Here is a 12869-nt window from a genome sequence, read left to right on the forward strand (position 1 = left end):
ACGCGATGAACTGCACGATCACCACGACCGGAGACCTCACCGCCGGCCGGCCCGGGGATTCGGCGGCCGACCTGCCCCGAGCGCCGGTCTACGACGTCACCGTCGTCGGCGCGGGCGTCGTCGGCGCGGCCATCGCCCGCGAGCTGGCCCGCTACCCGCTGCGTACCGCCCTCGTCGACGCCTCCGACGACATCGGCAACGGCACGTCGAAGGCCAACACCGCCATCCTGCACACCGGTTTCGATGCCGTACCCGGCTCGCTCGAAGCCCGCCTCGTACGCGAAGGGCAGCACAGACTCCGCGCGTACGCAGCCGAGACCGGCATCGCCGTCGAACGCGTCGGTGCCCTCCTCGTAGCCTGGGACGAGGAACAACTGGCCGCGCTCCCCGCCCTGTTGGCGAAGGCCGAACGCAACGACTACCACGCGGCACGTCTTCTGGACACCGACGAGCTGAGTGCCCGCGAACCCCATCTGGGGCCGGGCGCCCTCGGCGCGCTCGAAATCCCCGACGAGAGCATCATCTGCCCCTGGACGACCCCGCTCGCCTACGCCACCCAGGCCGTGCGGGCCGGAGTCCATCTGCACCTCAACTGCCGAGTGGGGCAGATCGACAGCGGCGACGACATCCACATCCTCACCACCACCCGCGGAACACTGCGCACCCGTCATCTGATCAACGCCGCCGGACTGTACGCAGACGAACTCGACCGGGAACTCGGCCACGACGCCTTCACCGTCACCCCGCGCCGCGGCCAGCTCCTCGTCTTCGACAAGCTCGCCCGGGATCTCGTCAGCCACATCCTGCTCCCCGTGCCCACCGCAGCCGGAAAGGGCGTCCTGGTCGCACCGACCGTCTACGGCAATGTGCTGCTCGGCCCCACCGCCGAGGAACTCGACGACAAGACCGCCACCGGATCGACCGCGCACGGCATCGCCCTGTTGCGCGAGAAGGGCCGCCGCATCCTGCCCGGACTGCTCGACGAGGAAGTCACCGCCATCTACGCCGGACTGCGCGCCGCCACCGGCCAGGAGGACTACCGCATCCAGGACCACCCCGACCGGCGCTACATAGCCGTCGGCGGCATCCGCTCCACCGGACTCACCGCCTCCATGGCCATCGCCGCCCATGTCACCGAACTGCTCAGCGGCTCGGGCCTCGACCTCGGTACGCCGTCCGAACTGCCGCCCATCACCATGCCCAACCTCGGCGAGGCGTTCCCCCGCCCCTACCAGGATGCCGGACTGATCGCCGAGGACCCGTCCTACGGCACGCTCGTCTGCCACTGCGAACGGGTCTCCGCGGGCGAGATCAGAGACGCCCTCACCGGCACGATCCCGCCGCTCACCCGGGACGGCCTGCGGCGCAGGACCAGGGCCGGGAACGGGCGCTGCCAGGGGTTCCACTGCGGGGCCACGGTCCGCGCACTGTTCGAGGAGGCCCGGCCATGACCCGGCGCGAGCGGACCGTCGACGTACTGGTCATCGGGGGCGGTCCGGCGGGTCTCGGCGCCGGGGCCGAACTCGCGGCATCGGGTGCGGGCCGGATCGAGGTCCTGGAGCGCGAACAGGTCGCGGGCGGCGTTCCGCGCCACTGCTTCCACGGCGGGTTCGGCGACCGCGCCACCGGGGGAGGACCGATCGGCTCCATCGGGGGAGGGCTGACCGGGCCGGCGTACGCCCGGGAGTGCGTGGCCGCGACCGAACGGGCCGGAGCCATCCTGCGTACCGGTGTCACCGTGACCGGCTGGGCCGGACCGCTGACCGTCGACACCACCGCCCCGACCGGACTCGAACGGATCACCGCCCGCGCCGTCGTCCTCGCCACCGGCGCCCGCGAACGCCCTCGCAGCGCCCGCCTCGTACCCGGCACGCGCCCACCCGGCGTATATACCACCGGCGAACTCCAGCAGGCCGTCCATCTCCACCGGCAGCGGATCGGCACCCGCGCTGTCGTCATCGGCGATGAACCCGTCAGCCGTGCCGCGGCCGACACCCTGCGCGTCGCCGGCCTGGACGTCGTCGCCATGGTCACCGACCAGCCGCCCTCCCGCCTCACCGCCCCGGCCCGGTGGCGGGCCCGCGCACCGCTCCTCACCCATGCCACCGTCACCGCCCTGACCGGCCGCGACCGGCTCACCGGAGTGGAACTGCGGCATCACGACGGCCGGACCACCACCCTGCGCTGCGACACCGTCGTCTTCACCGGAGACTGGATCCCCGACCATGAACTGGCCCGGCGCGGCGCGGTCACCATGGACCCCGGCACCCGCGGCCCCGCGTACGACGCCTCTTACCGCACGACCAGGACCGGAGTCTTCGCCGTCGGCAATCTGCTGCACGGAGTGGAGAACGCCGGCATCGCGGCCGCCGAGGGGAGGGCCGTCGCCGCGCCCGTACTGCGTCACCTGGCGGCGGAAGCCTGGCCCACGGGCCGGCCGTCCCTCGCGGTCGACTCCCCGCTGCAATGGATCGCTCCGAACCTCGTCGGCCCCGGCGGGGACGCCCCGCTCCACGGCCGCTTCAGCCTGCGTACCACCCGGAGACTGCACGCGCCGCTGCTCGTCGTCCGCCAGGACGGCCGGGTGCTCCACCGGCAGCGGCTGCTGCCGGCCGTACCGGGCCGTCCGTTCCGGCTGCGCGCCGACTGGCTCGACCGGGTCGATCCGCACGGTGCGACCGTGCGGATCGCGGTGCGCTGACCGTACGTCAGGGAATCAGCAGCCAGTCCGAACCGATCGCCGCCAGCGGCCCGATCCCCAGCAGCCAACTACCCAGCCGGGTACGGCCGTTCCTGCTGAGCTCGATCACGATCCCGCACAGGATCAGTGCGAGCCCGTACACCCCCACCACCAGCACGGACGAGCGGCTGGCGATGCGCAACGCGAGTACGACCGCCATCGCCGCCATGCCGACCGACGAGAGGACGATGCGCAGCCGTCTCGCCTGACGCGGCGTCAACCGCCGGTCGTCGGCCTCGGGAACGGCCTCCGGGACGGTCTCCGGAACTGCCGCGGGCGCGGTCTCGGAGGCGGCCCCGGAGATGGTCTCCGCGGCGGCATCGGTATCGCTCTCGGCCTCGGAAGCCGTCTCGGCAGCGGCTATCGGGGTGTCCACGGCCTGGTCCTGGTCAGAAGTGCTCATGACGCCGGATGGTAATGGCTGCGGGCGGCCCTGTTCACCGCTCCGTACGTCCGGTGGTGAAAGTGACGGAGACGGTGACGTAGGTTCGGTGCATGCCCGGCCACCTCCTGATCCTCGGCGGAACGACCGAGGCCCGACAGCTCGCCGCCAAGCTGACCGGGCCCGGCGGCGACGCGACGACGCGCGTCACCACCTCGCTGGCCGGCCGGGTCGCCCGGCCCCGGATGCCCGCCGGCTACGTACGCGTCGGCGGCTTCGGCGGACCCGAGGGCCTCGCCGAGTGGCTGCGCACCCACGGCGTGGACACCGTCATCGACGCCACCCACCCGTTCGCCGACACCATCAGCGCCAACGCCGCCATGGCCGCGAAGGCCACCGGCACCCCGCTGTTCGCGCTGCGCCGCCCGGGCTGGACGGCCGGCCCCGGCGACCGCTGGCACCCGGCCGACGACCTCGCGCATGCCGCCGTACGACTGCCTGCCCTGGGCCACCGGATCTTCCTCACCACCGGGCGCCTGGGTCTGGCCGCCTTCGCCACCGCGTCCGGAGCGGACGGGCTCCACTTCCTCGTACGATCCGTGGAACCCCCCGAGCCCCCGCTGCCCCGGCACACCGACGTCCTCCTCGACCGCGGCCCGTACACCGTCGAAGGGGAGACGGCGCTGCTGCGCGAACACGCCATCGACGTCCTCGTCACCAAGGACAGCGGAGGTCCGGCCACCGCGGCGAAACTCACTGCGGCCAGGCGCCTCCGTCTGCCCGTGGTCGTGGTCCGCCGCCCGTCACCGCCCGACGGTGTGCCCGTCGTGCACGACGTGCCGTCCGCACTCCAACTACTGGGCCGGGACGGCCGATTCAGCCGCGACGCAGCAGATACGTATCCATGATCCAGCCCTTGCGGGCGCGCGCCTCGGCCCGCAGCTCCTCGATCCGGTCCGACACCTCGGCGAGGCGACCGGAGACCAGGATCTCGTCCTCGGTCCCCACGTACGCACCCCAGTAGATGAAGAGGTCCTGGTCGAGATGGCGGGTGAACGCCTGCCGCGCGTCGAGCATCACCACCACGTCGTCGACCTCCTCGGGCCAGCCCTCGGCCAGCCGCCGGCCTGTCGTGATCTGCACCGGACGCGCCACCCGGTTCAGCCCCGTCCGGTGCTTGGCCAGCAGCGCGGAGACGCTGCTGATCCCGGGAACCACCTCATGGTCGAAGGCGACCGCACCCCGGTCGAGGATCTCTTCGAGGATGCCGAGCGTCGAGTCGTACAGCGCGGGATCGCCCCACACCAGGAACGCCCCGCACTCGTCCTCGCCGAGATCCTCCGCGATGAACCGCTCGTACAGATCCGCGCGGCGCCTGCGCCAGTCGTCCACCGCGGGTGAGTAGTCCGACGTCCTGCGGTCCCGCTCCGGATCCCGCGCCTCGACGAGCCGGTACGCGGTGTTCTCCACATGCACATCGAGGATGTCCCGCCGCAGCCGGGTCAGATCGGACTTCTCCTCACCCTTGTCGAGAATGAAGAACGCATCCGCCCTGTTCAGCGCCTTGACGGCCTGCAAGGTCAGATGGTCGGGGTCGCCCGCGCCGATGCCGATGACATAGATCTTTCTCACCGCACCGAGTCTGCCCCACGCCCCACCGCCTCGGGCGCCGGGGTCAAGCCCCGTCCGGCGGATCGGCCCTACCGGTCCCCGGGGCGCAGACGGGGCGCCTCCTCGGCCGCGTCGACGGGCCGGACACCGGGCGCCGGTCCGTCGGCCGCACTTCCGCCTCGGGGCTCCTCCACCCGCGCCGCCAGCTCCCCGGCCCAGTCGATCAGCCCGTCGACCCCGACCCCATGGGGCCGGGTGGCACCGAACGCCGTGAGCGCCGCCGCCCCCCGCCGCAGCAGCCGGGCCCCGCCCGTCGCATTGCCCCGGGCCGCATGCGTCAGCCCGACGGCCAGCTGCGCAAGCCCGCGCCACAACTCCTGTTCCGCCACCGGCCCCGACTTCCACGCGTCCTCGAACACCTCGTGCGCGTGGAACGGCATCCCCGAGTCCAGCAGCCGTTGCGCCTCGCGCAGGGTCTCCTCGGGGGTACGGACCACCCCCTCCGGCTGCCGCTCCACTCCCGGTGTCCCGTACGGCAGCGGGCGTCCCAGCCCGTCACGAGGACGCGCGTTGCGCGCCCGGCCCTCCGCGTCGCGATCCCTGCGAGTCTCGTCCACCCCTCGATTGTGCCCCGCACCTGCGGCGAACTGCCCGAACCACTGTCCGTGGACCCCCGCGCCCGACTAGTGTCGACAGGCGTCCGCACCACTTTGGGGAGGGTAGGGATGAAGCAGTCCCGGCCGCTGTACGAGCGCGAACCGGAACTCGCCGCTGCCGCACACGCCGTGGCAGCCCTGTGCGGCGCCCAGGCAGTAGGCGGGCTCCTGATCTTCAGCGGCGAGGCGGGCATTGGCAAAACGGCGCTGCTCGCCGAGATCCGGACGATGGCCGCCGACCGCTGCTCGATCTGGTCCGCACGCGGCGGCGAAACGGTCACATCCGTGCCGTTCCACGTCGTACGCCAACTGCTCCAACCCGCCCTCTACCAGTTCCCGCCCGACGAGGTGCGGAGTTTGTTCGGGCCCTGGTACGAGATCGCCGCGCCCGCACTCGGACTCGCCGAACCGAGCGGTCCCCAGCCGGATCCGCAAGGTGTCCGGGACGGCCTCGACTTCGTCGTCTCCCGGCTCGCGTCCCGGCTGAGCCACCGCCCGCTGCTGCTCGTCATCGACGACGCGCACTGGGCGGACGGTGAATCCCTCGCCTGGCTCGCCTCGTTCACCGCCCGCCTCGGCGAACTGCCCGTCCTGGTCGTCCAGGCCCACCGGCCGGAAGAACTGGCGGCGCGGCAGAAGGAGAGCGGATCGGGCGGTGCCAACCCCTCCCAGGTCCGGGTGGCGCTGCGCGCCCTCACCCCGGACGCCACCGCGGAACTGGTCCGCGCGGCCCTCGGCGAACACGCCGACGCCCCGTTCTGCCGCGAGGTGTGGGCCGTCACAGGAGGCAACCCCTACGAGGCGGTCGAGCTCGTCGCCAAGGTCCAGGACCGCGAACTGGTGCCGCTGGAGGAGTCGGCCGGGCTGTTGCGCGAACTCGGCGCATCCGCCCGCGGCAGCGGCCTCGTCGCCCGGCTCGAACGGCTCGGAACCAATGCCACCCGGTTCGCCCGGGCGGCCGCCGTCCTCGGCACGGACATCTCGCAGGACCTCGCCGCCACCCTCGCCGGAATGAGCGCTGCCGAGGCCGCCGACTGCACGGCGCGGCTGCGCGAAGCGCGTATCGTCACCGGTTTCGACCCGCTGGAGTTCGTCCACCCGCTGATCGCCACCGCGGTGTACCGCTCCATCCCGCCGGCCACCCGCACCGCCTTCCACGGCCGGGCGGCATGGGCGATCACCCGCGCGGGACTCGGCCCCGCGGCGGCCTCCCGCCACCTCCTCGAAGTGCACCCGGACAACGACCAGGAACTGGTCGGGCAACTCCGCGAAGCAGCCGGACAACACCTCGCGGTCGGTGCCCCGGAGGCCGCCCGCCGCTGCCTCGAACGCGCCCTGGAAGAACCACCGAGCGAACGCGTCAAGGCCACCCTGCTGTACGAACTGGGCTGCGCCACCCTCCTCAGCTCGCCCGCCACCACCGTCCAGCATCTGCGCGCCGCCCTCGACGTGCCCGGACTCTCCGACGACCAGCGCGTCGACGCCACCTACCGGCTCGCGGCCGCGCATTCCCACAACAACCAGCTGAAGGAAGCGGCGCGCGCCCTCGCCGCAGAGGCCGCGCGCACGGCCCCGGGCCCCGGCCTGATGCGGCTCCAGGCCGCCCACTTCCTCTGGGAAGGCATGCAGGCGTCCGAGGACGACGGACCCGCCCGTTCCGACCGGCTCGCCCGGAACGCCGACCATCTGTCCGGCCGCGACAACGCCGAACGTGCCCTGCTCACCATCCGCGCCTTCGACGCCATGATGCGCGGCGAGAACTCCCAGCTCGTCGTCGACCTCTGCGAACGCGCCCTGGTCGACGGACATCCCGCACGCGGGCTCGGCTGGACCGATACCGAGTGGGGCTTCGAACTCCCGACCCTCGTCGGTATCACCTACGCCTTCACCGACCAGCTCGACCGGGCCGAGGAACTGTTCGGCGAGGCCGTCCGCGCCTTCGAGATCTCCGGCTGGAGCGGTGCGCACCTGGCGTTCGCGCACACCCTCCTAGGACTGGTCCACCGCCGTCGCGGCCGGCTCGCCGAGGCGGAAGGTTTTCTCCGCGAAGGACTGCGCCTCGCCGACCGTGTCGGCAGCGGACTGCCCGTCCACTGGGACGCGGCCTGCCTTCTCATCGACACCCTGGTCGCCCGCGGCCGCGTCACCGAGGCCCGCCGGATCGCCGACCACTACGACTTCGGCTCGCCCTACCCCAGCGCGATGGTGCTGCCCGACGCCCCGTGTGTACGCGGCCGGCTGCTGCTGGCCGAAGGCCGCACGAAGGAAGCGGTCGCCGAACTCGAAGCGGCAGGTCAAGCCCTCGAACCCCGCGGCAGGTTCAACGGCGTATGGGCTCCCTGGGCGGGCGACCTCGCCCGCGCTCTGGCCGAGAAGGATCCGGGCCGCGCCGCCCAACTCGCCGCCTCGGCCCGGGCACATGCCGAACGCTTCGGTACGGACACCGCGATCGGCGAGGCCCTGCACTGTGTCGCCCTGTTCGCCCGCCCCGAGGACGCCACGCATCTGCTCGCCGAGTCGGTCCGCCATCTGGAGGCGTCCCCGTCCGCGTACGAACACGCTCTGGCCCTCGTCGACTACGGCATCGCGATCCGCTCCCTGCGCGAACTCGCCAGGGCCCACAAACTGGCCGCGGCGTGCGGCGCCGAATCCCTGGCAGACCGCGCCCACCAGGCAGGGGCGTCGATCCGGTCCGCGGAGTGAGGTAATGTTTGTCCTGCGCGGTCACCCGGGAACACCGGGAGGAATCGCATCGGGACGTGGCGCAGCTTGGTAGCGCACTTGACTGGGGGTCAAGGGGTCGCAGGTTCAAATCCTGTCGTCCCGACTCGTGAGAGTCGCAGGTCAGGGCCGGTTTCGGAGAGATCCGAAACCGGCCCTTGACCATTCTTGGGGACCAGTTGGGGCAAGTGTCCTTGGCCGGCGTCAGCGGGTGACGGCCATCGGGCTCGGCAGGGCGCGTGACGCTCGTAGGTGCGCGGAGAGTGCTGTGCCAGCGGCCGTGATCCTGTGTACGTCCGGGTGCAGGTAGCGCTGGGTGGTCATCAGCGATCCGTGGCCGACGATCCTACGACGGACGTGAAACCGGACCCCGACGTCCGCGAACCAGGTCAGTCCCGTGTGCCGGAGATCGTGGCGGCGCAGGTGTTCGTAGCCGAGATTGGTGACACGTCGTCCCAGTGCGTCGCGTCGCGCAGGACCGCGGTGGAGATGCGTCCGCCGCGCGGGCCGGTGAACAGGCGGGCGTCGGGGCCGGCGGACAGGATGCGCTGGGCGACCAGGCCGCTGCGCAGTGACCGGACCTTGCATCGGTCGTGACGCAGCCTGAACCTTGATCACTGTCGCCACGCGCTACGCCACGCTGCCCGGCACCTGCCTGGGCGGGTGCCGGGCAGCCGCTAGGTCATCCGTTCTTTGAGATGCTCAGCGGGAAGGTGGGGGTGCCGACGTCGGTCAGCATGGTGGTGTTCGCCTTCACGTACGTGTCCAGGTACGGCGAGCGGTCACCCTGGGTCGGCGAGTCGAACCGCGGGTCCTGCACCTCGAGGGCGAGCCGCGCGTCGGAGACCGTGATCGTCTCACCCGAGGGAGCGCTCCGCCAGCCGTTTGAGGTGATGGTTCCGATCTGGACCCCAAGCTGGTGCCCTTGCTCGAAGGTCCAGTCCGTCGCCTTCAGGGCGAAGGAGGTTGATCCGCTGCTTTCCAGCAGTGCGACGTTCTCGTCGAACATCGTCGCCTTGCCGTCCGGAGCGACGTCCCACAGCCGTGCCCAGACGTTGCCCTGACCCCGGGTCTTCAGCGTGATCTCCGGGCTGCCCGTGATCCGAACCCGCTCAGCGGCGGGCGTGGACCAGGTCCAGTAGCTGTTGGCGGGTGCGCCGACGCTGATCGCACTCGTCTGGTCAGTCGTCAGCGAGCCGACCTCCGGCGCGTACTCGATGTCCCAGCCCTGAGACTCCGGCGCCGTCATCGGCAGGGCGGCCTTCTGCGCCTTGCCGCCGTCGTCGACGTACTGCCCGGGCGCCAGCCGCACCTTGTACGAGTCGTTGGTCACCGGCCAGGTCGGCTGGGCGCGCCAGTGGCCGAGGCTGTCCTCGAGGGAGAACGCCGGGTCGGTCACCGACGGTCCGATGCCCCGGAGGTACTGGTCGTAGAACCGCATCACCTCGTCGAACCAGCCCGCCCGTCCCATCTTGAGCTGGCCCCTGGCATTGGTCTCGTTACCGCGCACGTGTTCCCACTGGCCGATCCAACCGCGTTGCGGACCTTGATGGTTGGCCAGGTACTTCTGCATCTGCTCGGGCTTGGTGTTGTCCTCGATGAAGCCCGACGTGACGAACAGCGGCGTCTGGGATCCGGCAGCGCGGGAGGCGAAATCGCGGGCACGCCAGAACGGCGACTTCGGGTCGGGGTTCTGGGTGTTGATGAGGTTGTCACTCTCGCACTCGGGGTGGTTCTTCTCGTACCCCGCGTTCGCCTTGTAGTGGTCGCTGTCATCGGCCAGCGGCGCCATCGTCGCGATCGAGTAGTAACCCCGCGGGGTGCTGGTCACGTTGGAACGCGGCACCCCGTTGCTGTACAGGTAGTTGTACCTGTTCCATGTCGGTTCTTGGGAAACGACCGCCCGCAGAGGCTTGAGCTTGAGGGTATTGGCCGCCAGCCCGGTGTTGGCGTCGTACGACTTGCCGTACATGCCGACCTTGCCAGTCGACCACGGCCGGCCTGCTGCCCACTCGACGGCCGCCTTGACGTCAGCCTGTTCCCCCGGGCCGAGAAAGTCCAGGCACCCGGTGCTGCCGCCGAAGCCGCGCAGATCCACCATCACGAAGGTGTATCCACGCTCCATGAGCCGCGCGCCGTCGATGAAATCCTGAAAGCGCGCCGATGGCCCGACCCGGTCCCACCCCGCGGGAGCACTCTCCCCCGCATGGGAGAAGTACGGGCCCACCGACAGGATCACCGGCGTCTTCGCATCCGCCGGCAGGTCTGCCGGGCGCAGCACGTCGGCGTGCAGCTCGACCCCGCTGCCGTCCGAGGAAGGGAAGTAGTGCTGCGTCCAGAGCGAGCCCTTCGGGACGCGGTCGTTCTCCTCGTGCGTGACGGGGTCGGTCGCGGTGGCCACCACCTCCGACCGGGCCTGCGCTGCGGTGGCGGACCCGGATGTCGCGCCGGGCGCTGCGGCGGCGGATCCGGCGAGCGTGCCGGTCAACGCGAAGGTGGTGATGACGGCTGAGGCGGCCCAGGCGGCCGCGCGACGTCTTCTCACTTGCTCCTCCTGGAGTTGTCGGTACCGGGCGGTGCAGGTGGTGCTGTCGGACAGCGACCCCGGACCCGCCGTCGACGGGCCGACGAGGGGCGGCCGCGCGCAGACGGACGGAATCTGGATTCCGGGTGCGCGCCGGAGCCGACGGCGAGGCAGCCTATGATCACCATTGGCACGCGTCAACAGGGTGGTATGAGCGACGTGTTGCTGGTGTGGCCGCAGATGTTCCGACCGGGGCTGATCACGGCGGCTCACGGGAGCGCGTATTAGCGACGGAGCCCGGCGCGGGCCGCTACGATCCCCGGCCGGCGGGTGTAGCGCCGTGCTCGACCCGCGCGTGCTCCGCTGTCCGGGCTGGGGACTCGTTCTCCGAGTGCGCTGGTGTCCAAGGAGGAACCCAGGCGCAGCCGTGGCAGTCAACGGGCCGGTGCCTCGCGTGAGGGTCTCCGCGAGAGCGTTCAGGAACTCGGCGAGCGATGCGTGTCCGGGTGCGGTATGCGGCTGGGATGGCGGCTCGCCACTGGCACCGTGTACAGCACATCGAAGATCTGCTCATACACCTTCGGCGGTGTGGACAGGTCCGTGACCTTGCAGGAGCCCTGCCGCGGCAGGCACGCCTCGGTCCGGGGCATCTGCGCCTCGATGTCGACCAGGTGGGATCACACCAAGCCCGGTCCACCGTGCGCACCTCCGCCTGGTGGCTACCGTCGGCGGTCGGGGTGACGGAGCGCGCACCCCTCGAGCGTCCCGGCACCGCCGAGCGCGGGCGGGCCGGCTGCTCCGGTGTGCTGTCCGACGGCGATCCCGACCGACGGACTGCTGCCCACGACCCGCTGAGTGGGGCTCGGGCCGTCGTCCCGCCGATGGGGCCTCCACCCCTCTACGCTGGGGCATATCATCTTGAACAGCTCAAATGTGTACGAAGAGGTGCGATGCCCCATGGGAGGCATGATGAGCCAGCAACCCGTCCTCCTGCCCTATGCCGACCCGGCCTTCGTGGCGGATCCCTTTCCGCTCTACCGACAACTGCGCGAGGACGGCCCGGTACGGCGCGCCGTCATCGCGGGAGGGCTGGAAGCCTGGGTGGTCACGCGCTACGAAGACGGTCTCATGGCGCTGTCCCACCCGCAGCTGAGCAGCGACGTCCGCGATGCGTCGGATCCCCGTCTCGTCGAGCGGCTGCCCGCCGCCGACCAGGAGTCCGTGCTGCGCAACATGCTGCGTACCGACCCGCCCGACCACACCCGCCTGCGCCGCCTGGTCTCCAAGGCGTTCACCGCGCGCAGGGTGGCGGAGCTGCGGCCCCGGGTCCAGGAGATCGCCGACCGACTGCTCGACGAGATCGTGCCGGCCGGCCGTGCCGACCTCGTCGAGAGCTTCGCGCTGCCGCTCCCGGTCACCGTGATCAGCGAACTGCTCGGGGTGCCCGTGACCGACCGGCACGACTTCCAGCGGTGGACCGACGACATGATCCTCCAGGGGGCCGAGCCGCCGGACCGGGCCCGGGTGGACGGAGCGTGGCGGCACATGCGCGCCTACCTGACCGGACTCCTGGAGACCAAGCGGGCCCACCCCGGTGACGACCTGCTCGGCGCGCTGATCGTCGCCCGGGACGAGGAGCAGCGGCTGGACGAGAACGAGCTGATCGCCATGGCCTTCCTGCTGCTCGTCGCCGGATACATCACCACGGTCAACCTGATCGGCAGCGGCATTGCCGCGCTGCTCGCCCACCCCCACCAACTGCGGATGCTGCGCGACGATCCGGCGCTGCTGCCGGCCGCGATCGAAGAGTTCCTGCGCTACGACGGACCGGTCAACCCCGGCATCGCCCGGTTCGCGCGCGAGGACGTCACCATCGCCGGGGTGGACATCCCGCGCGGCGCGACCGTGCTGGTGGCCTCGGCCATCGCCGACCGCGACCCGGAACACTTTCCCGAGCCCGACCGCCTCGACATCACCCGGCAGGACAACGCCCACCTGGCCTTCGGGCACGGCATCCACTACTGCCTGGGCGCGCCGCTGGCCCGGCTGGAGGGCCAGATCGCCATCGGCGCCGCCCTGCGCCGGCTGCCCTGTCTCACTCTGGCCGTGCCGCCCGAGGAACTGCGGTGGCGGCCGGGCGGGCTGCGCGGCCCCGAACACCTGCCGGTCACCTTCACCGCAGGCGCCCAGGACCGTTAGGCCCTGTCCTGCCGATCTTCGCGGGCCCGGAACGAC

General features: G+C 71.4%; 9 protein-coding genes, 1 tRNA gene and 1 pseudogene. 6 read left to right on the forward strand and 5 right to left on the reverse strand.

Features of this window, described 5'->3' with window-relative positions:
• The first annotated feature begins 5 nt into the window (after positions 1–5).
• Together ACZ7L9_RS21020 and ACZ7L9_RS21025 are read left to right on the forward strand one after the other, a co-directional pair.
• Positions 6–1451, forward strand: coding sequence for an FAD-dependent oxidoreductase (locus ACZ7L9_RS21020; RefSeq protein WP_471416959.1), 1446 nt, complete (start codon positions 6–8; stop codon positions 1449–1451).
• The gene (locus tag ACZ7L9_RS21025) at positions 1448–2701 is read left to right on the forward strand and encodes an FAD-dependent oxidoreductase (protein WP_471416864.1); all 1254 of its coding nucleotides are present in this window, start codon (positions 1448–1450) and stop codon (positions 2699–2701) included. The genes ACZ7L9_RS21020 and ACZ7L9_RS21025 overlap by 4 nt, the downstream gene beginning before the upstream one ends.
• A 7-nt stretch (positions 2702–2708) precedes the next feature.
• Here the strand turns inward: ACZ7L9_RS21025 and ACZ7L9_RS21030 are convergent, their stop codons facing one another.
• Positions 2709–3143: a hypothetical protein gene (locus ACZ7L9_RS21030; protein ID WP_471416865.1), complete on the reverse strand. Its 435-nt coding sequence runs from the start codon at positions 3141–3143 to the stop codon at positions 2709–2711.
• Between the two features lie 92 nt (positions 3144–3235).
• Between ACZ7L9_RS21030 and ACZ7L9_RS21035 the strand changes: the two genes are divergently transcribed.
• On the forward strand, positions 3236–4030 hold the full coding sequence (locus tag ACZ7L9_RS21035; RefSeq protein ID WP_471416867.1) for a cobalt-precorrin-6A reductase: 795 nt from the start codon (positions 3236–3238) through the stop codon (positions 4028–4030).
• Here ACZ7L9_RS21035 and cobF read toward each other — a convergent pair.
• Together cobF and ACZ7L9_RS21045 are read right to left on the reverse strand one after the other, a co-directional pair.
• Positions 3999–4754, reverse strand: a complete 756-nt coding sequence (gene cobF / locus ACZ7L9_RS21040) for a precorrin-6A synthase (deacetylating) (protein WP_471416870.1) — start codon at positions 4752–4754, stop codon at positions 3999–4001. The genes ACZ7L9_RS21035 and cobF overlap by 32 nt on opposite strands.
• A 68-nt stretch (positions 4755–4822) precedes the next feature.
• Positions 4823–5350, reverse strand: a complete 528-nt coding sequence (locus ACZ7L9_RS21045; RefSeq protein ID WP_471416872.1) for a DUF309 domain-containing protein — start codon at positions 5348–5350, stop codon at positions 4823–4825.
• A gap of 108 nt (positions 5351–5458) precedes the next feature.
• Between ACZ7L9_RS21045 and ACZ7L9_RS21050 the strand changes: the two genes are divergently transcribed.
• Together ACZ7L9_RS21050 and ACZ7L9_RS21055 are read left to right on the forward strand one after the other, a co-directional pair.
• Positions 5459–8092: an ATP-binding protein gene (locus ACZ7L9_RS21050; protein ID WP_471416874.1), complete on the forward strand. Its 2634-nt coding sequence runs from the start codon at positions 5459–5461 to the stop codon at positions 8090–8092.
• Between the two features lie 50 nt (positions 8093–8142).
• Positions 8143–8216, forward strand: a tRNA-Pro gene (locus tag ACZ7L9_RS21055).
• A 98-nt stretch (positions 8217–8314) separates the two neighbouring features.
• Here ACZ7L9_RS21055 and ACZ7L9_RS21060 read toward each other — a convergent pair.
• Positions 8315–8670: pseudogene (locus tag ACZ7L9_RS21060) on the reverse strand (tyrosine-type recombinase/integrase); the annotation flags it as partial.
• Positions 8671–8792: 122 nt separating this feature from the next.
• Positions 8793–10655 (reverse strand): CocE/NonD family hydrolase, encoded by a 1863-nt coding sequence (locus ACZ7L9_RS21065; protein ID WP_471416961.1) that lies wholly within the window; start codon positions 10653–10655, stop codon positions 8793–8795.
• A gap of 948 nt (positions 10656–11603) precedes the next feature.
• Between ACZ7L9_RS21065 and ACZ7L9_RS21070 the strand changes: the two genes are divergently transcribed.
• Entirely contained in the window at positions 11604–12833 is a 1230-nt protein-coding gene (locus tag ACZ7L9_RS21070) for a cytochrome P450 family protein (RefSeq protein ID WP_471416963.1), read from the forward strand.
• The last annotated feature ends 36 nt before the right edge of the window (positions 12834–12869 follow it).

The organism is Streptomyces sp. NPDC111516 (assembly GCF_055635345.1).